The sequence below is a fragment of the Sulfitobacter rhodophyticola genome, assembly GCF_041281685.2.
GTDB lineage: Bacteria > Pseudomonadota > Alphaproteobacteria > Rhodobacterales > Rhodobacteraceae > Sulfitobacter.
In genome coordinates this window covers 2,935,413-2,959,684 of record NZ_CP166251.2, presented here as the reverse complement: position 1 = coordinate 2,959,684, position 24,272 = coordinate 2,935,413, and the positions used below count along the sequence as shown (strand labels likewise).

Annotated in this window: 23 protein-coding genes and 1 riboswitch; of the genes, 8 read left to right on the top strand and 15 right to left on the bottom strand. The window is 62.3% G+C overall.

Translation table 11 applies throughout. The features are described 5' to 3' along the window. Positions 1-6: 6 nt before the first annotated feature. Positions 7-83: riboswitch (SAM riboswitch) on the bottom strand. A 263-nt stretch (positions 84-346) separates the two neighbouring features. Further along, the gene (locus AB4X18_RS15545; RefSeq protein WP_370400947.1) at positions 347-715 is read right to left on the bottom strand and encodes a DUF4440 domain-containing protein; all 369 of its coding nucleotides are present in this window, start codon (positions 713-715) and stop codon (positions 347-349) included. A 485-nt stretch (positions 716-1,200) separates the two neighbouring features. On the opposite strand from AB4X18_RS15545, the gene AB4X18_RS15540 reads away from it, so the two are divergent. After that, complete coding sequence (locus tag AB4X18_RS15540) at positions 1,201-1,905, top strand: glutathione S-transferase N-terminal domain-containing protein (RefSeq protein ID WP_370400946.1); 705 nt, start codon at positions 1,201-1,203, stop codon at positions 1,903-1,905. 89 nt (positions 1,906-1,994) lie between these two features. Continuing rightward, positions 1,995-2,759, top strand: coding sequence for a cyclic nucleotide-binding domain-containing protein (locus AB4X18_RS15535; protein ID WP_432816773.1), 765 nt, complete (start codon positions 1,995-1,997; stop codon positions 2,757-2,759). Between the two features lie 3 nt (positions 2,760-2,762). On the opposite strand, the gene AB4X18_RS15530 is transcribed toward AB4X18_RS15535, so the two are convergent. The 5 genes from AB4X18_RS15530 to AB4X18_RS15510 form a co-directional block, all read right to left on the bottom strand. After that, complete coding sequence (locus tag AB4X18_RS15530; RefSeq protein ID WP_370400945.1) at positions 2,763-3,368, bottom strand: inner membrane-spanning protein YciB; 606 nt, start codon at positions 3,366-3,368, stop codon at positions 2,763-2,765. A gap of 14 nt (positions 3,369-3,382) precedes the next feature. Then, positions 3,383-4,285: an EamA family transporter gene (locus AB4X18_RS15525; protein ID WP_370400944.1), complete on the bottom strand. Its 903-nt coding sequence runs from the start codon at positions 4,283-4,285 to the stop codon at positions 3,383-3,385. A 6-nt stretch (positions 4,286-4,291) separates the two neighbouring features. After that, complete coding sequence (locus AB4X18_RS15520; protein WP_370400943.1) at positions 4,292-5,131, bottom strand: hypothetical protein; 840 nt, start codon at positions 5,129-5,131, stop codon at positions 4,292-4,294. Then, positions 5,128-6,378 carry a signal recognition particle-docking protein FtsY gene (gene ftsY, locus AB4X18_RS15515; RefSeq protein ID WP_370402644.1) on the bottom strand — a complete coding sequence of 417 codons (1,251 nt, stop codon included), beginning with the start codon at positions 6,376-6,378 and terminating at the stop codon, positions 5,128-5,130. The genes AB4X18_RS15520 and ftsY overlap by 4 nt, the downstream gene beginning before the upstream one ends. Positions 6,379-7,066: 688 nt before the next feature. Further along, on the bottom strand, positions 7,067-8,779 hold the full coding sequence (locus tag AB4X18_RS15510) for an NAD(P)H-dependent oxidoreductase subunit E (protein WP_370400942.1): 1,713 nt from the start codon (positions 8,777-8,779) through the stop codon (positions 7,067-7,069). Positions 8,780-8,948: 169 nt separating this feature from the next. On the opposite strand from AB4X18_RS15510, the gene AB4X18_RS15505 reads away from it, so the two are divergent. Together AB4X18_RS15505 and AB4X18_RS15500 are read left to right on the top strand one after the other, a co-directional pair. Beyond that, positions 8,949-9,959 (top strand): alkane 1-monooxygenase, encoded by a 1,011-nt coding sequence (locus tag AB4X18_RS15505; RefSeq protein WP_370400941.1) that lies wholly within the window; start codon positions 8,949-8,951, stop codon positions 9,957-9,959. A gap of 50 nt (positions 9,960-10,009) precedes the next feature. Next, complete coding sequence (locus AB4X18_RS15500; protein WP_432817428.1) at positions 10,010-10,417, top strand: hypothetical protein; 408 nt, start codon at positions 10,010-10,012, stop codon at positions 10,415-10,417. Between the two features lie 88 nt (positions 10,418-10,505). Here AB4X18_RS15500 and xseA read toward each other — a convergent pair whose 3' ends face one another. Continuing rightward, on the bottom strand, positions 10,506-12,050 hold the full coding sequence (gene xseA / locus AB4X18_RS15495; protein WP_370400939.1) for an exodeoxyribonuclease VII large subunit: 1,545 nt from the start codon (positions 12,048-12,050) through the stop codon (positions 10,506-10,508). Positions 12,051-12,118: 68 nt separating this feature from the next. On the opposite strand from xseA, the gene purD reads away from it, so the two are divergent. Then, entirely contained in the window at positions 12,119-13,381 is a 1,263-nt protein-coding gene (purD, locus tag AB4X18_RS15490) for a phosphoribosylamine--glycine ligase (RefSeq protein ID WP_370400938.1), read from the top strand. A gap of 169 nt (positions 13,382-13,550) precedes the next feature. On the opposite strand, the gene AB4X18_RS15485 is transcribed toward purD, so the two are convergent. Beyond that, entirely contained in the window at positions 13,551-14,258 is a 708-nt protein-coding gene (locus AB4X18_RS15485) for an FG-GAP-like repeat-containing protein (protein ID WP_370400937.1), read from the bottom strand. Next, complete coding sequence (locus tag AB4X18_RS15480; protein ID WP_370400936.1) at positions 14,258-14,581, bottom strand: 2Fe-2S iron-sulfur cluster-binding protein; 324 nt, start codon at positions 14,579-14,581, stop codon at positions 14,258-14,260. The genes AB4X18_RS15485 and AB4X18_RS15480 overlap by 1 nt, the downstream gene beginning before the upstream one ends. 180 nt (positions 14,582-14,761) lie before the next feature. Here AB4X18_RS15480 and AB4X18_RS15475 point away from each other — a divergent pair, with 180 nt between their 5' ends. Continuing rightward, positions 14,762-15,322, top strand: coding sequence for a peptidoglycan-binding protein (locus AB4X18_RS15475; RefSeq protein WP_370400935.1), 561 nt, complete (start codon positions 14,762-14,764; stop codon positions 15,320-15,322). A 56-nt stretch (positions 15,323-15,378) separates the two neighbouring features. Here the strand turns inward: AB4X18_RS15475 and AB4X18_RS15470 are convergent, their stop codons facing one another. From AB4X18_RS15470 to rpiA, 6 genes are all read right to left on the bottom strand, one after another. Continuing rightward, entirely contained in the window at positions 15,379-16,752 is a 1,374-nt protein-coding gene (locus AB4X18_RS15470) for a Do family serine endopeptidase (RefSeq protein WP_370402643.1), read from the bottom strand. 312 nt (positions 16,753-17,064) lie between these two features. Further along, a complete protein-coding gene (locus AB4X18_RS15465; RefSeq protein WP_370400934.1) occupies positions 17,065-17,259 on the bottom strand; it encodes a DUF2065 domain-containing protein in 195 nt (64 codons plus the stop codon). After that, complete coding sequence (hflC, locus tag AB4X18_RS15460) at positions 17,256-18,155, bottom strand: protease modulator HflC (RefSeq protein ID WP_370400933.1); 900 nt, start codon at positions 18,153-18,155, stop codon at positions 17,256-17,258. The genes AB4X18_RS15465 and hflC overlap by 4 nt, the downstream gene beginning before the upstream one ends. Next, a complete protein-coding gene (gene hflK / locus AB4X18_RS15455) occupies positions 18,155-19,366 on the bottom strand; it encodes an FtsH protease activity modulator HflK (RefSeq protein ID WP_370400932.1) in 1,212 nt (403 codons plus the stop codon). Before hflK ends, hflC begins: the two co-directional genes overlap by 1 nt. A 73-nt stretch (positions 19,367-19,439) precedes the next feature. Continuing rightward, positions 19,440-20,918, bottom strand: coding sequence for an FAD-dependent oxidoreductase (locus tag AB4X18_RS15450; RefSeq protein ID WP_370400931.1), 1,479 nt, complete (start codon positions 20,916-20,918; stop codon positions 19,440-19,442). A gap of 129 nt (positions 20,919-21,047) precedes the next feature. Continuing rightward, on the bottom strand, positions 21,048-21,836 hold the full coding sequence (gene rpiA / locus AB4X18_RS15445) for a ribose-5-phosphate isomerase RpiA (RefSeq protein WP_370400930.1): 789 nt from the start codon (positions 21,834-21,836) through the stop codon (positions 21,048-21,050). Positions 21,837-22,201: 365 nt separating this feature from the next. Between rpiA and AB4X18_RS15440 the strand changes: the two genes are divergently transcribed. Both AB4X18_RS15440 and AB4X18_RS15435 read left to right on the top strand, forming a co-directional pair. Then, positions 22,202-22,888, top strand: a complete 687-nt coding sequence (locus tag AB4X18_RS15440; RefSeq protein ID WP_370400929.1) for a glutathione S-transferase family protein — start codon at positions 22,202-22,204, stop codon at positions 22,886-22,888. Continuing rightward, positions 22,888-24,261, top strand: coding sequence for an L-serine ammonia-lyase (locus AB4X18_RS15435; protein WP_432816772.1), 1,374 nt, complete (start codon positions 22,888-22,890; stop codon positions 24,259-24,261). Before AB4X18_RS15440 ends, AB4X18_RS15435 begins: the two co-directional genes overlap by 1 nt. The last annotated feature ends 11 nt before the right edge of the window (positions 24,262-24,272 follow it).

The window sequence follows — 24,272 nt, the reverse complement described above, 5'->3', positions numbered from 1 at the left end:
CGAAAGGGGGCTTTCATCCTGACCTTTTAGCAGATTGTTTAACGTGGCCCGCAATCCGGTAACAAATCACCACGCGACGGAGATACGCTTGGTGGGGGTTTTGGTCAAGGGGTTGGGGGCGTTGCCTTCTGCGTGTCGGACCGTATGCCAACAGATCGCGGACTGGTTCGTGCAAGAGTGCCGCTCAACAGAAGAAATCGAGCCGCTGGCGATGAATCTGCGTCATGGGCAAGATCAGTCCTTGATGCGGAACGCGGCGAAGGTCGGGTTTGAGCCCGAAATAACCGATGCTGCACTCTGCGCGAAGGACCGCTGTTACGATTGGGCGACATGCGGCGAATACCCGTTAGCAAGGTGTTCCTTGATGAAACCGCAGTTGCCAGCAACCGCCGACTTTGACCCACAGCGACGAGCGGCGTCCGACTTCGACTTCATCGCCGTATTTTACCTCACTCGTATAAGTCGCAAGGGCTACATCAGCAGCGATTAACTCCACTGAGTAGTCTGGTAGAGGTAATAATGCTTTGATTTCAGTATTTTGATCGGGATCGAATAGCATTTCCGCCCGCTCATATCTGCGCCCTGACCTGCCAAATTCCACGAAGTTCGAAGAAAATGTTTGATCCATTAGAACCGGATCGAAGCGTGTTTCGGCCCGCCAAAGCGCTTCTTCCAACGCCATTAAATCGGCTCTATCTTCTGATGTTAAAGTCACTAGACCTCTCATACTCGAATGTTGGCAACGCGAGGGTTTCAGATGAATGCGGACATATCAAGCCGAAGGTCAAACGGCAGCTTTGTCCGCAATCCGGTCTTTGGCCTGCTTCCAGGAGCACTGAAGCCTAACCGTCTCCGTAGGCCTTCCGCTCTGTAATCAATACGGGCCCCAATTTGATCCACCAGCACGGAATCAAGGGCGTAGCCCGCCGTGCATCGCCAGACCGCCCCACCGGGCTGGCGATTTGGCTGCCCCCTGCGCATCCATCTTTTGAAGCAATAACTTGGAACCATAAACTGCCCCGAACGCACGTTGGATCGCCACCCCGCGGTCTGGCAATGCACGTCTACCGTTTCGATAGAAAGCGGATGGCGACAAAGTCCGCGTTGCCGCCCTTGAACGCCTCCCAAGCGGGAGGCTGCATCCCCCCTTCACACCTCCAGCATACCTGTCACACTACCCCCGCAAGCAAGGAGACCGCCATGACCGCCCCCATCGACCTCTACTTCTGGCCCACCCCCAACGGATGGAAAATCTCCATCGCGCTGGAGGAAATGGGGCTGCCCTATGAAACCCACCTGATCGACATCGGCGCGGGGGATCAGTTTGCGCCGGATTTCCTGAAGATTGCGCCGAACAACCGCATGCCCGCGATCATCGACCCCGAGGGTCCGGATGGGGCGCCGATCTCGATCTTCGAATCGGGGGCGATCCTGCAATACCTGGCGCGCAAGACCGGTCGCTTTTACGGCGGAACCGAGCGTGAGCGCATCGCGGTGGAGGAATGGCTGATGTGGCAGATGGGCGGTCTTGGCCCGATGGCGGGTCAGGCGCATCATTTCCTGAAATACGCGCCGAACATGGATCCCCCGAATGACATTCCCTACGCCAAGGACCGCTACCGCAATGAGACCGCGCGGCTTTACGGCGTCCTTGACAGGCAGCTTGCGCAGGCGGAATTCGTGGCCGGAAACCACATCTCAATAGCGGATTTCGCGATTTGGGGATGGGCGTCGCTGTGGGAGGGCCAGCAGCAGACGCTGGAGGACAAACCGCACATGGCGCGCTGGCTGGACACGATGGGTGCGCGCCCCGGCGTGCAGCGCGGGCGGGCGCTGCATGCCGAAAAACGCGGGGACATTGCCAAGGACAAGGGTGCGCAAAACCAGCTTTTCAAACGAAAATAAGTCAAAACAGCAGCCAATTCTTTACGCACGCGCAATTTCAGCGCAGTGTTTGCAGACTAACAAGTTAACGCTTCGCATTAGGGGGCATTTTGGTTGACGTTCTTATGACACCTGAAACGCTGGTTTATCTGGCGGGTGTCTTCTACATACTCGGGTTGCTGATCATCAATCAGGTCATCCTTCGGCTTATGGTTTTGACCGGCACCGGCTTTTATTCGCTGTATTACGCCACCGTCGCCGATACCCCGCTTTGGGAGGCGATGTTTATTTCCATCCTGATCGGATGTGCCAACATCTATGGTCTGGCGGTCTTGCTGGCAGGCCGGTCGCGGCTGGCCATTCCGCGCAAACATGCGGACATCTTTGACCATTTCGGCGATATGAAACCGGGCGATTTTCGCACGCTGATGCGCCACGCGAACAGGTACTTCGTGGAAGAAGACAAGATCCTGACCCAGGAAGGGCTGCCGCTGGACCGGCTGTATTACGTGATTTCCGGTCAGACCTACATCAACAAGAAGGGCGATTGTTTCAATGTGCCCAAAGGGGTCTTTGTAGGTGAAGTCGCCTTTCTGACCGGCAGTCCCGCATCCGCCACGACAACGCTGGCGGCAGGCTCGGAGGTGCTGGAATGGACAAACAGCAACCTGACCGCCGCGTCAGAACGGTCGGTGCGGTTCAAACTGGCGCTGGAATCGGTGCTTTCCCTTGACCTGGCGCGCAAGGTGGCCCATTCGGTTGCCCCCAATTCCGCCGTCTGGCGACCGAACCTTGCCAACACCATTCGGCAAGAACCGTTGCCGGAGCCCGTCCCCGGGTCCAGAGCACCCAGAACCAACGCCCCCCCGAACTGAGCGCTATTTCTCTTCGTCGGCGAGGGTATATTTCTCAAGCGCGACGATCTGCGACCACAGGAACAGGAACATCAGGATCGGAAAGCCGAAAGTCTCGATCTTGACCCAGGCATCGGTGGACATGGTGCGCCAGACCACTTCGTTGCCCACCGCCAGCACCACAAAGAACACCGTCAACCGCCGGGTCAGCACCATCCAGCCCTGATCGGTCATCGGGATCATTTCAGACATCACATACGCCAGATAGCTGCACCCCCGCGCCAGTCCGATACCAAGGATCAGCGCGAAAAAGCCATAGACAATGGTGGTCTTCATCTTGAAGAACTTCTCATCGTTGAACCACGCGGTCAGCCCGCCGAAAAAGATCACCATGAAAGCCGTGAAGATCTGCAACCGGCTGAGTTGCCCGGTCAGCGCCCAGAGGATGCCCATGGCGATCAGCAGGATCGGCACGAAGATCAGCGTGGCCACGATAAAGCCGCTGTACTCCACCCCGCCCCAGGTGAAAACATCGTCGCGGATACGCAGGTAGATCACGAAGAACAGCAGCGGTGGACCCAGTTCAAGCACCTGCTTGAGGATCGGATTGATCGTTTTGGGCTCAGCCATGCAGGGACACTCCTTTATCCACCAACTTCAACTATCACAGCGCCCGCCGCGATCAATGCCATCAGGGCCAAACGTCGCGGCCCCACGGTCTCTTTCAGGAAAATCCAGCCGATCAGGGCGGCAAACACGGTCGAGGTTTCGCGCAGGACCGCCGCTTCGCCGACCTTATCAAGGCGCGTGGCCATCATGATCGCCCCGAAGCTGAGAAAGGCCACGATCCCGCCCACGAACCCCCGTGACATCAGGGGACCGATGGCGGGTGGATCGGCCATCGCGCGCCAGCGCGCGGCGGCGATAAACGGCATGACCAGCCCGTCGATCATGAAAAACCACGCCAGAAAGGTGAAAGGGTTCTGCGTCGCACGGATGCCGTAGGCGTCATAGGTGGTGTAAAGCGCCACAAAGAGCCCCGTAAGCACCGCAATGCCCAGTGCGGCGTGCAGCGTGTCCCGCTCCGCCGTCAGAAACACCATGTTGTAGATCGCCAGCCCAAAGATCCCTGCCAGCAAAACCGCGACGCCCAGCCATTGCACGCCCGTGAACCGTTCATCAAAGATCAGGTAGGCGCCGATCACCGCAAAAAGCGGCCCGGTCCCGCGCACCACCGGGTAGACCACCGTGTAGGCGCCTTTGGTGTATGCCCAGGCCTGCAGGCATTTGTAGACGATGTGGATCACGAAAGCGCCCGCAAAGATCACCCACATGTGCGGTTCGGGCCAGGGCACGACGAACAGCGCGAAAGGGGCCGCCATGACGCAATAGGCAAAATCGATCGCACCGCGTGTCAGCCACGGATCATGCCGCCCCTTCTGCAGCGCCCCGAAGACCGCGTGCAGGAACGCCGCCATCAGCGCCAGACCAAGAGCAACGCTATGCCCCGTCTCTGTCCCTTCGATGGAGATCAGCCAGTCGGTCACGATCGGTCAGGCGTCATCGGGGTGGACGTAGACAAAGCGGAAGGGCCAGAGATGTTCAAATATCAGAGGCTTGAACCCATATCTGCCGAGGATGCCACCCGACACCTCCAGCCGGTCATGCGCCGCGTCGAAACCGGTCACGATCATCTTGTCCGGCGCGGTCAGGGTCAGTGCCCGCCCGTTGCGGTCCATCACGCGGGACTTGGGATTGATCACATGTGCGCGTGCGGGTCGTCTGCGGATGGCATCCCACAGCCCCCGCCACCCCAGATGGCGCAGCACCCGGCCCATCAGCCCCGCATCGGAACGCCGGTTCAGGCGCAGCTTGCCCGAGCTCAGCGCCGTGCCGTCCTGATCTTCAAAGCTGAAATCCAAATGTGCCTGCATAACCTTCACAAAGCCCGTGCAGCGCCGCGCGTTCAGCCCCAGATATTCGCTGTTGTAGGCGACCACGTCGGGCGTATCGTTCCACAGATGCAGGCTGAGGACGCCCCAGTCAGCTTGCGTCGCAAGCGCACTCAGCGCTGCCGCGCGATCCTGCGGGACCGTGGCACCCGGCACCGGTGCGGCCAGCGCGGTGACGTGAAATTCCAGATGCGGGCCGTGGCTGGCTTCGGCAAAGTCGCAGACAAAGACCACAAGAACGCCCTGCCCGCCCTCGGTCAGCACCGGAAAGACATCCTGTCCGTCGAATGCAGCGGCCAGCGCACCGGCGCTGCAATGGCCCACGATGATCAATCCATGCCCGGCAGTCACGGTGTATGGCGTCGGCGCTGTCCCGGTGGACAACGTGACGGTTCCGGGTTGCGGGGCTTGCGCGAAAACCGGATGGCTGTCGTTGCTCACCTTTCGTGGCCCACCAGCGCGTCCGCGAATTCCTCGGGATCGAAGGGGGACAGATCGTCGATCTGTTCGCCCACGCCGATGGCATGGATGGGCAGGCCGAATTTGTCTGCCAGCGCCACCAGCACCCCGCCCTTGGCGGTGCCGTCCAGCTTGGTCATCACCAGCCCCGACACGTCCGAGATTTCCTGAAACACCTTCACCTGGTTCAGCGCGTTCTGCCCGGTCGTCGCGTCCAGCACCAAGAGCGTGTTGTGCGGCGCGGTTTCGTCCTTCTTGCGGATGACGCGGACGATCTTGGCCAGTTCCTCCATCAGGTCGCCCCGGTTCTGCAACCGGCCCGCGGTGTCGATCAGCAACAGGTCCGCGCCATCGGCCTGTGCCTGCGTCATCGCATTAAAGGCAAGGCTGGCCGGATCACTGCCTTGCGCGGCGGTCAGAACCGGCACGCCTGCGCGGTCACCCCAGACTTGCAATTGCTCCACTGCCGCCGCACGAAAGGTGTCGCCGGCAGCGATCACCACCTTCTTGCCCGCTGCGCGGAACTGGCTGGCCAGCTTGCCGATGGTGGTGGTCTTGCCCGATCCGTTCACGCCGACGACCAGCACCACCTGCGGCGTCTTGGGGAAAAGCGGCAGCGGGCGCGCTACGGGTTCCATGATGCGCGCGACTTCGTCGGCCATCAGCGTCTTGATTTCGGCCACCGACAGTTTCTTGCCCAAACGTCCCTCGGCCATGTTCGCGGTGACCCGCAGGGCCGTATCGACCCCCATGTCGGCGGTGATGAGCAGTTCTTCGAGCTGCTCCAGCATGTCATCGTCCAGCGTGCGGCGCACCACGGTCTTTGGGGCTGTGCGGCCCATCAGGCGGCCCAGCAGGCCGGGCTTCTTTTCGGGTTCTGACGTGTCTTCGTCTTCCGTCAGGGACGGTGCCACGGGCGTCAAAGTGGTGCGCAGGGGCGCGGGTGCTATCGGTTCCGGCACGCTCTGTGCCCGTGCGGCTTCTTCGGCGGCGCGCGCTGCCTGCGCCTGCGCAGCTTCTTCGGCGGCGTGGGCTGCCTGCGCCTGCGCGGCTTCTTCCGCCTCACGCTCTGCCTGCAAGCGTGCCGCCTCTGCCGCTTCACGTTCCGCTGTCAGCCGCGCCTGTTTTGCGGCCTCAGCCTGCGCGGCTTCTTCCGCTGCACGTCTTTCCGCCTCCTCCTGCGCCTTTTGTGCTGCGGCCACACGCGCCGCTTCATGCGCGGCGGCGATACGGTCGGCTTCGGCCTGCGCGGCGGCTTCGGCCTCTGCCGCAAGGCGGGCCTCTTCAGCGGCGCGGGCGGCGGCGGCTTCGGCCTCCTGTCGCGCGGCTTCATCTGCGGCGGCGGCGCGGGCGTCGGCTAGGCGGGCTTCCTGTGCGGCGGCTTCCTCTGCGGCGCGGCGGCGGGTGGCTTCGGCGGCGGCGGCTTCTTCTGCGGCGCGGCGGGCAGCTTCTTCTTCTGCTGCAACACGCGCGGCCTCGGCAGCGGCTTCTTCAGCCGCGGCAATGCGCGCAGCTTCCGCAGCCGCAGCTTCCTCTGCCGCAACACGCGCGGCTTCCACCGCTGCGGCTTCTTCCGCGGCGATGCGGGCGGCTTCTTCGGCTTTTGCCTGCGCGTCGCGCTCCGCCGCTTGCCGGGCCTCTTCCTCTGCCCCCAGACGCGCGGTTTCGGCTTCACGTTCCTGCGCCGCAATCCGCTCTGCCTCGGTATCCTCCGCGCTTGTGTCTACGACAACCGCTTCTTCCTCACCGCCATCGCTGACGATGGCCTCCAGCCCCTCATCGATCTTGGATGAGGATTTGAACAGCCGCTCTTTGAGCTTCTTGAAAAATGCCAAAGGGGGGTCTCCGCGCCAGTGAATTCAGGTCTTCAACCCGATGTATAAGCTGGCGCGGTCAGATGGAAGAGCGCGCGGGCGCTCAGATCTCATCCGCGAAATGCTTCATCACCATGCGGATGGGGTTCGGCGCTGCCTGACCCAGCCCGCAGATGGAGGCATCGACCATCGCAACCGACAGTTCCTCAAGCAGCGGCTGATCCCAATGATCCGCCTGCATCAGCTTCACGGCCTTCTCGCAGCCCACGCGGCAAGGCGTGCACTGGCCACAGCTTTCGTCCTCAAAGAACCGCAGCATGTTCAGCGCGGCAGCGCGGGCGCTGTCTGTCTCCGACAGGACCACCACGGCGGCAGACCCGATAAAGCTGCCATGCGGCTGGAGCGTGTCGAAATCCAGCGGAACATCGTCCATGGACGCAGGCAACAGGCCAGAGGACGGCCCGCCGGGTTGATATGCCTTGAACACATGGCCGTCGGCCATGCCGCCACAGGCGTCGATGATATCGGTGATGGTGGAGCCTGCAGGCAGCAGGTAGACACCCGGATTGGCAACGCGGCCCGACACGGAATAGCTGCGCAGTCCTTTGCGCCCATTCTTCTCGGTGCCGGACAAGACCTCCGGCCCTTCCCGACAGATCCGAGTAACCCAATGCAATGTCTCGATATTATGCACCAATGTCGGCTGACCAAAGACACCCACCTGCGCCACGAAGGGCGGGCGGTGGCGCGGCATCCCACGCTTGCCTTCGATGCTTTCGATCATTGCAGATTCTTCACCGCAGATGTAGGCACCCGCCCCGCGCCGCAGTTCGATGTAGCCCTTGTCGACCACACCCGCCGCTTCGAGTGCGGCAATTTCTTCGGCCAGAATATGCAGCACGGCAGGATATTCGTCGCGCATGTAGATGAAGCAGGTCTCCGCCTCCACCGCCCAGGCGGCGATCAACATGCCTTCGAGGAACAGGTGCGGCACGCGTTCAAGGTAATAGCGGTCCTTGAACGTGCCTGGCTCCCCCTCGTCACCATTGACGGCAAGGTAGCGTGGCCCCGGATTGGCGCGCACGAAACCCCACTTCTTGCCCGACGGGAACCCCGCCCCGCCCAACCCGCGCAGGCCGGAGGACAGGACCTTTTCCTGCACCTCTTCCCAGTTGCCATTCTCCCTCAGGTCCTTGAACGCGGCATAGCCGCCTTCGGCAGCGTAATCGGCAAAGGTCTGATAGTCAGGGATCACCGCATGGGTGTCGTTCGCTGCAATCGCCGCCTTCACCTTATCCACATCGGCGTGATCAATGTGCTTGTGGCCCAGCTCCAGCACGGGCGCGGTATCGCAGCGGCCCATGCAGGGCGCACGCAGCACGCGAACTTGCGCTGCGTCCAGCCCGTCTTCGAGCGCCTTTTTCAATTGCTGCGCACCGGCCAATTCGCACGACAGGCTGTCGCAAACGCGGATGGTCAGCGCGGGTGGCGGGGATTCGCCCTCTTTCACCACGTCGAAATGGGCATAGAAGGTCGCAACCTCGTAAACCTCGGCCATGGACATGCGCATTTCCTCGGCCAGCGCACGCAGGTGGGCGGCGGACAAACAGCCAAAGCAGTCCTGAATGAGATGCAGGAATTCGATCAGCAGGTCAGCACGGCGAGGCCGTTCGCCCAGCAGCGCTGTAACTTCGGACCACGCCTGATCTTCCAACTGGCGGCCCTTTGTGTGGTGGCGGCCCTTGCCCTTGCCGGATTTCCACACACCCTTGCCGGGTGCATTCCCACCTGATTTTGTCCGACCATCCAGCGCCATGTGCCGCTCCTTTGCGTCTGCGTGCCCCTACCTATCAAAACTAGCCCTGTTCAGCAGACAAAAAACGACAGATTATCCCCCCTTTGCGCGGGGACTGCGTCACGATGTGATCTTTGTCTTGCCCGATTTCGCCGATATGAAACTTGTGACCCGATAAGAGAACCTGCACATGCTGTGGTACGCTATCGCCAGCCTGACACCTGCCGCGCTTTTGGCGTTTGCCTGCCTGTGGGGCGGAGTGTTTCCGCCAGCCGCTGTGCTGTCGATCACGGTGGTGGTGTTTTTTGCCGACAAACTGACCCGGCAACTGCCCGTGTCCGAGGCGGACGGGCGCGCGGTCAGCCTGACGCTGGCGGCGGTGCATTTTCCCCTGCTCGCACTGGGCATCTGGGCGCTGGCGGCGGGCCCGCATCTGGGTGTGCTGGACAAGGTGCTGATTTTCACCGGGCTGGGGCTGTTTTTCGGCCAGATTTCAAACTCCAACGCGCATGAGTTGATCCACGCGCAGGCGCGCCCGCTGCGCCGTCTGGGGGCGCTGATCTATACCTCTGTGCTGCACGGGCACCATGTGTCGGGCCATCTGCGGGTGCACCATGTCCATGCCGCGACGGACGCCGATCCCAATTCGGCGCGGGCGGGCGAAGGGTTCTGGGCCTATTGCGCGCGGGCGGTGCGTGGTGAATTCATCGCGGGCCTTCGCGCGGAAAACGCGCAGCGGGCGCGGGCCGCGTCGCGCAGCGCACTCAGCCACCCCTACATCGGGTATGTGCTGGGCGGTCTGGGATTTCTGGCGTTGTCCTATGGCTTTGCGGGACTGAAGGGGGTGCTGATCCACATCGGCATCGCGGCCTATGCGCAGTTGCAACTGTTGCTGTCGGATTACGTGCAGCACTATGGCCTGCGGCGGCGGATGCAGCCCAATGGCAAACCCGAACCGGTCGGCCCGGCCCATAGCTGGAACGCTCCAAAATGGTATTCGGCGGCGATGATGCTGAATGCACCGCGCCATTCGGACCATCACATGCGCCCCGCAACGGCCTTTCCCGCGCTTGCGCTGGATGCGCGGACAATGCCGATGCTGCCCCATTCCCTGCCGGTGATGGCGGTTGTGGCCCTGATCCCGCCCCTGTGGCGCAGGGTCATGGACCAGCGTGTGGCGCGCTGGCAGAACCCCGCGTGAAGGTCACAAGCACGCTGGTCTCTGCCGCATGGGCGTGGCAGTCTTTGCGCATGTTGATGCGATCCCTTGTTTTCTGTGTGGCTCTTTTTTTCGGCCATGGCCTGCCCGCGCAGGCGCAGTCGACCATGACGGCAGAGCAATTCGACGCCTACACCCTTGGCAAGACGCTGTTTTATGGCCGAAACGGCAGTGCCTACGGGGTCGAGCTTTATCTGGAAAACCGCCGGGTGCGATGGTCCTTCCTGGATGGGCAGTGCAAGGACGGCATCTGGTATGAAGACAACGGATTGATCTGCTTTGTCTACGAAGACAACCCCGACCCCCAATGCTGGAGCTTTGAGCTGGGCGCCGGGGGTCTGATTGCCCGGTTTGAGAACAACCCCGAAACAACAGAGCTGTACGAGGCTCAGGACACGGATGAAGAGATGATCTGTCTGGGGCCGAAAATCGGCGTTTAGATTTGATTTGAGGTTTTTCGAGGCGAAAAACCACAAGCCTCCGGCGGGGTTTTTAGAACCATTTGGAAGACGGGCCGGGTGCCCTGCGTTAAAAGAGGGTGCCCTGATCGCTGTGGGTATCCTTGGCCTTAGTGGGTGTCGCAGCCTTGCCGCCAAGGCTCACCTTGCCATCGGCAAATTCGATCTCCAGCGCCTGTGCCTGCTTTGCGGCCTTGGCCCCGGTGACCACCGCACCGTCGCCCCGCACCACGGCGTATCCGCGCGCCAGCGTCGCCTTGTAGCTGAGCGTTTCGCGCAGGCGGTCAAGCGATGCGATGTGATCGCGCCAACCCTTGATCTGGCGGTTTCCCACGTCTGAAAAACGCATTGCAAGACGCTGAAAGTCCTGCGTTTTGCGGCGCTGGTCCTGCACCAGCGCATCGGGACGGAACGCCAGCGCACGGGTTTCGTACCTGTCCCTTTTTGCAGCCACACCGCGCGCCAGCGCGGGGCCAAGCCGGGCGGAGAGTTCCGACAGCCGTCGGCTGTCATTCTCCACCCGCCGCTGCAAGGTGGATGCACGCAATCCGCCCGAGACGTCTGCCAGCCGGACCCGGCGCCGCTGAACACCCGCGATCAGGGCGGGACCCAGTTGATCCGTTGCCCGGTCAAGCCGCTGGCGCGGCGTATCCAACAGGGCCTCCGCGCGCGGCAAGGCCCGTGCCATATCGCGCAGGCGCTGGCCGCGTGCGGTGATCCCCTGGCTGACAAGCTGGCTCATCCGGGCGGCTTGCCCTTCGACCCAGGCAACGAGTTCGTGGCGGACAGGCACGGCCAGTTCGGCCGCCGCCGTCGGCGTCGGCGCGCGTTTGTCAGAGGCGAAGTCGATCAGCGTCGTGTCCGTTTCATGCCCCACCGCCGAAATCAGCGGAATGTCGGAAGCTGCGGCGGCGCGCGCGACGATCTCTTCGTTGAAGCCCCACAGGTCTTCGACGGAACCGCCGCCACGTGCGACGATGATCAAGTCGGGGCGCGGCATTGCGCCCCCGGCGCTGAGCGCGTTGAACCCTTCGATGGCGCGGGCCACTTCGGGCGCGCAGGCCTGCCCCTGCACCGCCACCGGCCAGACCAGAACCTTGCGCGGGAAACGGTCGCGCAGGCGGTGCATGATGTCGCGGATCACCACCCCTTGCAGCGACGTCACGACGCCGATGATCTCTGGCAGGTAGGGCAAGGGTTTCTTGCGGGCCTCGTCGAACAGGCCTTCGGCCGCCAGCGCCTTCTTGCGTTTCTCCAGCAGGGCCATCAGGGCGCCTTCGCCCGCGATGGCCAGACGCTGTGCATTGAGGGCGAATTTGGACTGAAAGCCAGAGGCGGTCATCTTGCCTTCGGCCACGACTTCGGTGCCTTCTTCGGGGATCAGGCCAAGCTGCGGGATCTGGCCTTTCCAGGTCATGCACGACAACACCGAACGGTCATCCTTGAGATCGAAATAGAGATGCCCCGAACGGGCCTGCACCACCCGGCCCACTTCGCCCTTGACCCGGACCCAACCGAGTTCGGCTTCCACCAGTTTCTTCACCGTTCCGGCAATCTCGGAGACGGTGAATTCCGGCGTGTTGGAGCCGGGGGCAGGATCGTCGAGCAGGTCCATGGGGTGTCCTTGTGTCTGGCGTGCGCGCAGCTTAGAACGCGGGGCATCGAAGGCCAAGGGAGCGCGCGATGAACATCCTCATTTTGGGCAGCGGTGGGCGCGAACATGCCCTGGCCTGGGCCGTGATGCAGAACCCCAAGTGCGACCGTCTTGTGGTGGCACCGGGCAATGCAGGCATCGCGGCAATTGCCGATTGTGCCGATCTGGACATTCTCAACGGCATTGCGGTGGTCAATTTCTGCGAAGAGCGCAGCATCGATTTCGTGATCATCGGGCCCGAAGCGCCGCTGGCGGCGGGGGTGGCCGACGATCTGCGCGGCGCGGGGTTCAAGGTGTTCGGCCCCTCGGCGGCGGCAGCGCAATTGGAGGCGTCCAAGGCGTTCACCAAGGAGATCTGCGATGCGGCTGGCGCGCCCACGGCCGCCTATGGGCATTTCACCGATGCCGCTGCGGCGCGGGCGCATGTCGAAGCGCATGGCGCGCCGATCGTGATCAAGGCGGACGGGCTGGCCGCGGGCAAGGGCGTGATCATTGCCATGACGCAAGCCGAAGCGCTGGCGGCGGTGGATACGATGTTTGACGGTGCCTTTGGCGACGCTGGCGCGGAAGTGGTGATCGAGGAATTCATGGAAGGGGAAGAGGCGTCCTTTTTCGTGCTGTGTGACGGGGAGGACGTGCTGCCCATCGGCACGGCGCAGGACCACAAGCGCGTGGGCGATGGCGATACCGGACCCAACACGGGCGGCATGGGGGCGTATTCCCCCGCGCCGGTGCTCAGTGATGCAGTGGCAGCGCGCGCGCTGGATGAGATCGTGCGACCGACCATGGCCGAAATGGCGAAGCGCGGGACACCCTATCAGGGCGTGCTCTATGTCGGGTTGATGATCAAGGACGGTGCGCCCCGGCTGGTGGAATACAACGTGCGGTTTGGCGATCCGGAGTGCCAGGTGCTGATGATGCGGCTGGGGGCGCAGGCGTTTGACCTGATACAGGCCTGTGCGGAGGGGCGGCTGGCAGAGGCGCGGGTGAACTGGGCGGAGGATCATGCGCTTTGTGTGGTCATGGCCGCCAATGGCTATCCTGGCAGTTACGAGAAGGGCAGCGTGATCGGAGGGCTTGATGCCCTGCCCGAAGACAGCGCCAACATGGTGTTTCACGCAGGCACCGGGCAATCGGGGGGCGATATTATTGCGACCGGGGGTCGGGTGCTGAACGTCACGGCGCGCGGTGTGTCGTTGGCGGAGGCACAGGCCCGTGCCTATGACACGGTGGATCGGGTGGATTGGCCCGAAGGGTTCTGCCGCCGGGATATCGGCTGGCGTGCCTTGTGAGGGCATGCAGTTTCGCGCGCGGAACTTACCATTGTAATCAATATCTTAATCGTCCGTTAGGAGTTGAAGAGGTTGAAATTTCCTGAAGGAGGAAATTTCAAGGCCTGCGGCGGCGGTATTTTTGGCCAAAAAGAGAGAGGGCGCGGGTGCCTTGCAGACCCGGCGCGGATCATTGGCAGGCAAGCGCGCGGGCGAAGCTTTGGCGGTCTTTGTGCGGGCCGATGTCGGTCGCGGCAAAATCCGTACCGTCAAAGCGCACGGCCACCACGCGCGACCAATCACCCGTCGCCACGATCATTTCGGGCCTTCCCGCGCTGGTGCGCAGACCACCCGCAATATCGGTTTCGCCGATGCGGTGGTTGGTCAACCCGCCTGCTGCGCCTGCATGGCTGAGCTTGCCATCCCGGAACCGCCAGACCCGCAGGGTTTTGGCCAGATGAGGGCGGTCGATGTAGGCCACTTCGATCACCCCATCGCCGTCCATGTCTGCAGCACCAATGGGCGCGAGCCACCGGTTGCGCTGGCCGATGTGCGGGGTTTCGTCAAGCTTTCCGAGGGGGCCATAGACCGCAAGCGCGGCGCCCTGATCGACATCGGTTTCGACCACGACGACTTCGGGCGCGCCGTCGCCCGTCAAGTCCCACAGGCGCGGTGCGACGTCTTCGAACACATGGTCGGGGGGCAATTCGATGCGCAGGATCTGGCGCGCACCGTCCCGCGTCACGTCAATTTCAAGCGTGCCCCATTCGATCGCATCACCCAGGATGCCATGGGCGTAGCGGTCGGTCGGGTCGGCAAAGCGCGCGTCAGTGATGGTCTGCGCCGCTGCACCGCAGGTGCCCAGCGCCAGCCACACCAGCGCGGCGCGCGCCCGCATCAGATCTGCTTTTCAGGCATCTGCACCCGCAGGCCATCGAGCGCATCGGTGACCTTGATCTGGCAGGTCAGCCGCGACCGCGCCGGGTCGGGTTCGTAGGCGAAGTCGAGCATGTCTTCTTCCATGTCGTCTTTCGCGGGCAGCTTTTCCACCCAGGCCGAGTCCACGTAGACGTGACATGTAGAACAGGCACAGGCGCCGCCGCAGTCGGCTTCGATGCCGGGAATGTTGTTGTCGCGCGCGCCTTCCATGACCGTCAGGCCGTTGGCCACGTCCACCACGTGTTCGGTGCCGCTGTGTTCTACATAGGTGATCTTGGCCATCTGGGGCGCCCTTCTGTTAGTGATCTGTCAGGGGGCTATGTAACCCTGACCCTGCAGGTCTTCCAGCCTTTTTCGCGGCGGTGTCCTGCCGGGGCGCCGCGGGCGGGTGAAAGCGCGCTATGCACTCCCAGCCAAAGCCGCTAGTCTGCGCAAAAGAGCAGACCCATGAGGCATTGGGCCATGACAAAGGCACCCCCGTTTTCGATGCGCCGCAGCGCGGTGATGCTGGCCGCTTGCGCCGGGGTTCTGGCAGGGTGCGAGAGCGTCCCGCAAGCCGCTGATGCACCGGAGCCGGGTGTGCTGGCGGCGACGCGCAGTGGTCCGGAGGGTGCCGCGCCCGGGACCTGTTGGGGTCGCACCGTCAGCCCGGCGGTGGTGGAGCGGGTGCGCGAACAGGTGCAGGTCAGCCCGGCGGAGGTGAACCCGGATGGCACCATCGCCAAGCTGCCCGTATTTCGAAACGAAGTGCGCGAACAGATTGTCACGCCGCGCCGGGACAACTGGTTCGAGACCCCCTGCCCCGAAGTGCTGACGCCTGCGTTCAACGAAAGCCTGCAGCGGGCGTTGGCGGCGCGCGGTTACTACATCGGGCCCATCACCGGAGAGATGGACAGCGCCACCCGCGCCGCCGTGCAGCGCTTGCAGGCCACGCAAGGGTTGGAGTCCGGCGTACTGTCACTGGCGATGGCGCAGCAGTTGGGCCTGATTGTCGTGGATCTGCCGCCTGCAGCGACAGAATAGCGCATGAAAAAGGGCGCCCTGGAGGCGCCCTTGTTGCTTTGCACTAGGACTGCTGATTATTCAGGCAGTGTCAGCGCCACGAAACGCGGATCGCCTGCCCGGCGCACCAGCAGCAGCAGCGACTTGCGCCCGGCGTCCTTGGCCGCCTTCACACGACCTTCCAGATCGGAGATGCTGGCGACCTTCTGCTGGCCTGCTTCGGTGATGATGTCACCAACGCGCAGACCCTTCTCGAAGGCTTCGGAGGCTTCGTCGACCTCCGTCACGGCAAGACCCGACATGTCCGCATCCGCGCCAAGTTCCTCGCGGATGGCATCGGTCAGCGGGGTCAGCGTGAGGCCCATCATGGTCGCGGTTGCAGGCGCTTCCGGTTCATCCGGGGCGTTCTGCTGTGCTGCGGGGATCGCGCCATCGGCTTCTTCGCGGCGGCCGAGCACGACCTTGATGGTCTGGCTTTTGCCATCGCGTTGCACGGTCACGCGGACCGTCGCACCCACCGCGCTGTTGCCGACCTGGCGGACAAGACCGCGGGTGTCGGCCACATCGACGCCGTCGAAGGACAGGATCACGTCGCCGGTTTCAAGGCCTGCCTCTTTCGCGGGTCCTTCCGGCACATCGGTGATCAATGCGCCCTTGGCTTCTTCGAGGCCCAGACCTTCGGCGATATCCTCGGTGACGTCCTGGATGCGCACACCCAGCCATCCGCGCCGGGTTTCACCGAATTCCTTCAACTGATCCACCACGCGGGTCACCACGTTGGAGGCCATCGAAAAACCGATACCGATGGAGCCGCCGTTGGGCGACAGGATTGCGGTGTTCACGCCGATCACGTTACCGTCCATGTTGAACAGCGGACCGCCGGAGTTGCCCCGGTTGATCGCGGCATCGGTCTGGATATAGTCGTCATAGGTGCCCGACAGCGCCCGGTTGCGCGCCGAGACGATCCCGGCAGAGACAGAGAACCCCTGCCCCAGCGGGTTGCCCATGGCGATGACCCAGTCGCCCACGCGGGCGGTATTGCTGTCGCCGAAGGTGACGAAGGGCAATGGCTCGTCCGTTTCGACCTTCAGCAGCGCGATGTCGGTGTTGGGATCGGTGCCGATCACCTCTGCCTTGAGTTCCTCGCCGGAGAAGAATTCGATCGTGATCTCGTCCGCGCCGTCAATGACGTGGTTATTGGTCACAACAAAGCCGTCCTCGGAGATCACAAAACCCGAACCCAGTGCCGAAGAGCGGCGCGGGCGGTTGCCGTCGCCGTTGTTGCGGTCCTGGAATTCGCGGAAGAAATCCTCGAACGGGGAGCCTTCGGGCACCATACCCTGCGGGCCTGTGCGTCCTTCGACCATGGTGGATGTGGTGATGTTGACCACCGACGGGCTGATCTGTTCGGCCAGCGGTGCAAGGCTTTCGGGTTTCGCGAATGTCGCCATCGCCTGCAAGACCACGAAGGCCAGTGTCAGGATGGTCAGCGCGAGGGCCTGTCGTAATCGTGTAAATGCGGTTGAACGCGCAATGGGCTGTGCCATTGCCGGTTTGACCGGTGACTGCATGGGTCGTCTCCTGCTTTTCATCTTGGAGCTTTCGCTCGAAATTTTTCACACAGACTGCCTGTCGGCCGCGCCTGTCGCAACACCAAAGATGTGACCGTTCGGGGCGTTTTCAAGCGGGGCTGACGCTGGAAGCCCTTCACAAACGCGATACGAAAACCGGGCAAATTGCAACAATTGTGGTAAACCCGGCCTTCACAGACCGATCTGGAAGGCCAACCAGACCAGTATGAACCCCATCACCACAATCAATGCGCCGATCTGGCGCACGGCCTGTTGAGGCATCTGGCGCAGCATCTCCAGCATGCGTTCCAAAAGCGAAGGGGCCAGTGCGTACACCAGCCCCTCGAATATCATCACCAGCCCGAGGGCCAGAAGGATCAGGCTCACGGACGTTCGCCTTCTTCCGACCGGCGGCCCTGATCGGAGCGCAGGTAGTTGAAGAATTCCGAATCCGGTGACATCACCATGGTGGAGTTCTGACCTTTCAGAGCTTCTTCGTATGCCGTCAGGGAGCGGTAGAATTCGAAGAATTCCTGATTGCGCCCATAGGCGTTGGCGAAGATGCGGTTGCGTTCCGCGTCTGCCTCACCTTCGATGATGCGTGCGTCACGACGGGCCTCTGACAGGATTTCTTCGTAGGTACGATCGGCAAGGGCCGTCACACGCTGCGCGGCTTCCTGTCCGCGGGCCCGTTCGTCCGTCGCTTCCCGGTCCCGTTCGGCGATCATCCGTTGGAGGGTCGCGTCAAAGTTCTGCTCCGGCAGGTTGGTCTGGCGCAGGCGCACATCCACCACCTTTAGGCCCAGCGCCGCGGCACGGGCATCCGACCGTTCGCGGATCTGATCCATGAGCGCGGAACGCTCCGGCGACAGGATGGTGTTGGATGTCACACCCTGCGAACCCAGCACCGCGCGGATCTGCGATTCCAGAATACCGCTGAGATCGCTGCGGGCCTGACGTTCGCCGCCCACACCAATCGCCTGACGGTACTGCACGATGTTGTCGATCCGGTAGAGAACGAAGGCGTCAATCTCCAGTCGGCGGTCATCGGCAGGCGTGACTTCGATCAGTTCGGTTTCAAGCGAAAGGATACGATCCTCGAACCGGACCACTTCGTCCAGCAACGGCACCTTGAAGCCGATGCCCGGGTCCGTCACGGTCTGCTTGATCTGGCCAAAGCGCAGCACAAGAACCTTTTCACGTTCGTCCACGATAAAGATGGCTGACAGCATCGCGGCAATGGCGATCACCAGGATCGGGATCAGAAAACCTGTTTTCCGCATCAGTTCGACCCTCCGCTGCGTCGCAGTTCATTAAGCGGCAGGTAAGGCACGACGCCCTGTGCGCCCGCACCACCGGTGCCACCTTCAAGAATGATCTTGTCCACGTCGCCCAGCACCTTCTGCATGGTTTCAAGGTAAAGACGCTTGCGCGTCACTTCGGGGGCCTGCTCGTACTCGACCAGAACGGCCTCGAACCGGCTGGCCTCACCGATTGCGTCGTTCACGACGCGGGCACGGTAGCCTTCGGCAGCTTCCAGCAACTGCGCGCTTTCACCACGCGCCTCCGCCGTGCGGCGGTTGGCATAGGCGTCCGCCTGACGCTCTACCCGGTCGCGTTCCTGTTCAGCGGCTTGCACGTCGCGGAACGCATCCACAACGGACGCTTGGCTGGTGGTGCCATCGGCATTGGTCACCACAACCGTCTGGCTGGGCGGGTCCACCTTGTTCACGTTGACACGCAGCACGTTGATGCCGGTGTTCCGGTTATCGAGCGTGATCTGGATCAGTTCCTTGACCCGGTCCGCCACCGCCCCACGATCCCGGTTCAGGATCGGCGCCAGTTCGGATTGCGCAATCACTTCTCGCATGGCGGATTCGGAAATGGCCCGCACGGAAGCATCGGGATCGCGCAGGGAGAATTTGAAATCCTTGGCGTTCTTGATGTTCCAGACCACCTGGAAATCGATGTCGACGATGTTTTCATCTGTTGTCAGCATCAGACCGTCGTTGTCAGAATTGCCCCGCCCCACGCCGATCTCTTCGGTGCGGTTGGTGGTCACGTCAAACACTTCCGCCGTGACCACAGGCCAGGGGGCAAAGTTCAGACCCTCTGTCCCGATCTCGGAGAACTCGCCCAGGAAAAGCTCAATCGATTGCTGTTCGGGACGCACGGTGTAGAAACTCGCAAAGAGCCAGCCAATCACCGCGACCACAAGCGCAAGGCCCACGGTGCCGCGTGTCAGGATCGGACCGCCGCCGCCGCCCGCACCACCGTCACCGCTGCCGCGATTACGGCCCCCGCCGCCCATCAGGACGCGCAGTTGTTCCTGACCTTTTTTGACCAGTTCGTCGATTTCGGGGATCTGCGGCTTTTCACCGCCCGGACCACGCCCGCCGCCGCCGCCGTTGTTGCCGCCGCCTTTGTTGCGGTCATCGCCGCCACCGTTATTTCCTCCGCCCCCGCCCCAGGGGCCGCCTGTGTTGCCAGCCATATTTTCCTTCAATCCCTTCATGTGCCGTCTTGTACGGCTCGTCTTCTCTGAAATGTGCAGCATCAACCGAAAATCAAGCTGTTCGCATCGGATTCCGCATCGTAACGAGTTCTTCGGACATGGTCGGGTGGACCGCACATGTCATGTCGAATTGTTCCTTTGTCAGCTTGTTCTTCACCGCAATTCCGACCATCTGGATCAATTCACCCGCCGCAGGTGCGACGATGTGACAGCCCAGGACCACCCGTGTCTTCTTGGAAACGATGAGTTTCATCATCACCCGGTTGGACTTGCCCGCAAACGCCGTCTGCATCGGCCGGAACGAGGTGCAGTATACCTCAATATCCTCTTTTTCCCGTGCTTCTTCTTCGGTCATGCCCACCGTGCCCATTTCGGGCTGGGTGAAAATCGCCGAGGGGATCAGTTCGTGGTCCACCGGCGTCGGCTCTCCCGCGAAGACGGTCTGAACAAACGCCATGCCTTCGCGGATGGCAACAGGGGTCAGTGCAACCCGGCCGGTCACATCGCCGATGGCATGGATGGACGGCACGGCAGTCTGGGAATATTCGTTCACGACGATCCCGCCCCCGCGCCCCAATTCGACGCCCGCGTCTTCCAGCCCCATGTCCTTGGTTGACGGCGCGCGCCCGGTGGCAAACAGGACAATATCGAACACTTTCTCCGTGCCTGTCGTGGTCTTGACCCAAATCGGTCCGGATTGTCCTGCAACCGCACCGTCGGTATCCTTGCGCAGGACTTCGATGTCCTGATTGCTGGCGCCCATGGTCGCATCGGACCCTGTGGGTGTCGGTCCGCGGTTGGCGTCATCGGCCAACGCCATTTCCACGATGTTGCTGCCCACGTGCAGGTCGATGCCGTTTTCTCGCATGCTTTCCGCGATCAGGCCGCGGGCCTCATCGTCAAAGCCGCGCAGGATCTGCGCACCGCGATAATACTGGGTCACATCGACACCCAGGCCGTTGAAGATGCAGGCGAATTCACATGCGATATAGCCGCCGCCGATGATCAGGATCGATTTGGGCAGTTTATCCAGTTGAAAGATATCATCCGATACGATGCCCAGATCGGCATTGGGCAGGTCGGGGCGCACGGGCGCGCCGCCGGTAGCCACAAGGATATGGCGGGCGGTCTTTGTCTGCCCGTCGGACAATTCAACCGTGTGGGCGTCCTTGATCCGGGCGCGCTGATCGAAAGTCTCCACGTCGGCGCCCGACAGCAATTTGCGATAGACCCCCTCAAGCCGGTCGAGTTCATTGTTCATGCTGGTCTTGAAATTGTGCCAGTCGAACGGCCCGGACTTGTGATCCCATCCGTATTGCGCGGCTTCCTCGACCACACCGCAGTAGCTTGAGGCGAAAACCATCAGTTTCTTGGGTACACAGCCCCGGATCACGCATGTCCCGCCATAGCGGTCATCTTCGGCCAGCGCGACCTTGGCCCCATGTTCGCCTGCCGCCACACGCGCCGCACGCACGCCGCCCGATCCGCCGCCAATGACAAAGAGATCGTAATCGAATGTGTCGTCGGCCAAGGTCAGTCTCCTTCGTGGGGCGGGGTTGCGGGTCGTTATAGGTGTGCGAACAGGCAATGACCATATGGCGCAGGATGCCCCCGGCAAACCGGCACCGGGTCACGCGCGCGTCTGTTGAGAATCGCAGGGTTACTCGGTCAGATCGGCGAAGAGATTGTCGGATTCGACGAAATCGAGCCGTTCGGTGGCAACTGTGCCTTCGTTGATGTCGCGCACTTCGACCTTGCCATCGCCGTAGCCGATCACGACCGCATCGCAGATGTCGATGAACAGACCATTCTCCACCACGCCGGGCATCTGGTTCAGCACCAGCGCAAGCTGGCGGGCGTTGCCGATTCGATTGAGGTGCAGATCAAGGATGTGGTTGCCCTCATCCGTGACGAAGGGGCTGTCGCCGTTCATCCGCAAACTGGTGGAACGGCCCAACACGTCCATACTGATCAGCGTTTCCTCCACCAGCGCCTGCGTGGTCTGCCAGCCAAAGGGGATCACCTCGATCGGGAGGGGGAAGGCGCCCAGATGCTCAACCTCCTTGCCGACATCGGCAATCACCACCATCTGATCGCTGGCGGTCGCGACGATCTTTTCCTGCAAGAGCGCGCCGCCCCCGCCTTTTATCAGGTTGAGATCACCGTCGAATTCATCCGCACCGTCGATTGTCAGGTCCAGCCACTTGGCCTCATCGAGGCTGATCACCTCAATCCCGACTTCCCGCGCGAGGATCGCCGTGCGGGTGGAGGTCGGCACGCCGCGGATCTTCAAACCATCGTCGCGGACCATCTCACCAAGGCAGCGCACCAGCCATGCCGCGGTCGAGCCGGTTCCGAGCCCCACGCGCATGCCATCTTCGACATATTGTGCCGCCCGTTTTGCGGCCACGAATTTCGCTTTGTCGATGGGGGAAAGTTCTCCGGACATGGGGCAGCTCCAGTTGTCGGTTTCTCGCGTGGGTATAAGCCCATTCGCCCCGAGGTGCGAGAGGTGAGAGGCGGGTTTTTTGCCATTCAGCCGCCAGATGCTGCAACTGCGGTCGACGAGCGACAGATCACAGGTCCTTATCATGACAGCGCAGGTATCCCGGCGGACCCGGACGCGGCATCAGTTGGTCCCGGCCCGCGCCGGTGGATATCCGTCGCCGGATCGAGGAAAAGGCATCTCCGCATCCGGCCACCTTGCGCGGACATGGTAAACAAATCCTTTCCAACGCCCCTTTCATGAACCGATGGGTCGCTTTCCTTGCAGGCAATCGTGCGTGTCCCGCTTAGGGTCGCGCCACGACTTATGTGCTGCATTACGCGCCTGACAATGCGTCCCTGATCGTCCGGCTGGCGCTCGACCATCGTGGGCTGGATTACCAGACCGTTCTGGTCGACCGCAGGGCGCGCGCGCAGGAGCAGCCCGCCTTTCGCGCGATGAATCCCTCGGGGCAAATCCCTGTCCTTGAAACACCCCATGGCCCGATGTCGGAAACCGGGGCGATCCTGCTTTATCTTGCTGACACCCATGGTGAACTTGGGCCGGGGCCTACCTCCGCCTTGCGAGCGGGCTTTCTGAAATGGCTGTTTTTTGCCGCGAACACACTGCACCCCGCGCTGCGCATGATGTTCTATACCGACAAATACATTGCCGCGGGCCACCGGGATGCCCTGCGCAGGGGGCTTTCGCATCATCTGCAGGAAAACCTTGCCCTGATCGACGCACATGCCGCATCGCGCCCCGGTTATCTGGCGGATGATGCAGCCACCGTGCTTGACTTCTATCTGGCGGGCCTGCTGCGCTGGCCCGTGCTGTATCCCGAGGATCATGATCGGAGCTGGTTCGACCTGCACAGTTATCCCGCCCTTCTGCGCCTGTGTACGCAGATCGAAGCGCTGCCCGCCACCGCCCGCTTGCAAAGCGCCGAAGGTCTGGGCGATACCCCGTTTACCGCGCCCCTGCGTCCCACCCCACCAGAAGGCAGTGCCACCTGATGTTCCTTTCCGTCTTCGACATGTTCAAAGTAGGCATCGGCCCGTCGTCCTCGCATACGATGGGGCCGATGGTGGCGGCGGCGCGGTTTCTGGACCTGATGCGCGCCTCCCCTTTCCATTTCGCGGGCTTGCGGGCGTCGCTGCATGGCTCGCTTGCCTTTACGGGGGTGGGCCATGCGACGGACCGTGCCACGATCCTTGGGCTGGCGGGGTTCACGCCGGAAGACTATGACGCGGACCGGGCGGAGGCGACGTTGAAGGCCATCGACGAGACGCATCAGATCACCGTGGACGGCCTGCCGACGCTGGCGTTCAATCCCAAGGCCGATCTGATCTTCGACTATGACATGCGGTTGGAAGGCCATGCCAACGGCATGATGCTGATGGCGACGGACGCGCAGGGCGACGTGAACCTGCGTGAGACCTATTATTCCATCGGCGGTGGTTTTGTGATGACCGAGGCCGAACTGGCCGCAGGCAAGGACACCGAGGAAGGGTCGGCCATTCCATTCCCTTTCAAGTCTGCCGCAGAAATGCTTGAAATGGCGAGGCAATCCGGCAAGAGCATCGCCCAGATGAAGCGCGCGAACGAGGTCACGCGCAATGGCGAAATCCATCTGCGCGAAGGCACCAAACGGTTGTGGCAGGTGATGAACGACTGCATCAATCGTGGCCTTGAAGCCGATGGTATCCTGCCCGGCGGGTTGTCGGTCAAGCGCCGCGCCAAGGGCATTCGCGAAGCCTTGCTGGCGGAGCGCGGGCAGAACCTGTCCGCACCTCATACCATCAACGACTGGATGAGCGTCTATGCCATGGCCGTGAACGAGGAAAACGCGGCAGGCGGTCAGGTTGTCACCGCGCCCACCAATGGCGCGGCCGGCGTCATGCCCGCAACGCTGCGCTATTATCTTGATCACGTTCCCGGCGCATCGCAGGCCCATATCGAGGATTTCCTGCTGACTGCCGCCGCGATTGGCGGGCTGGTCAAGTTCAATGCCTCCATTTCCGGGGCTGAGGCAGGTTGTCAGGCGGAGGTGGGTTCAGCTGCCGCGATGTCGGCGGCGGGGCTCTGCGCCGTGATGGGCGGCACACCAGAACAGGTTGAAAACGCAGCCGAAATCGCGCTTGAGCACCACCTTGGCATGACCTGCGATCCGGTGAAGGGGCTGGTGCAGGTGCCGTGTATCGAACGCAATGGGCTGGGCGCGATCAAGGCGGTGTCGGCGGCTTCATTGGCCTTGCGCGGGGACGGCACCCATCTGGTGCCGCTGGACGCCTGTATCGAAACGATGCGCCAGACCGGCGAGGATATGGCCGAGAAGTACAAGGAAACCTCTCTTGGCGGGCTGGCCGTCAACGTGCCGAACTGCTGAACCCGGCATTT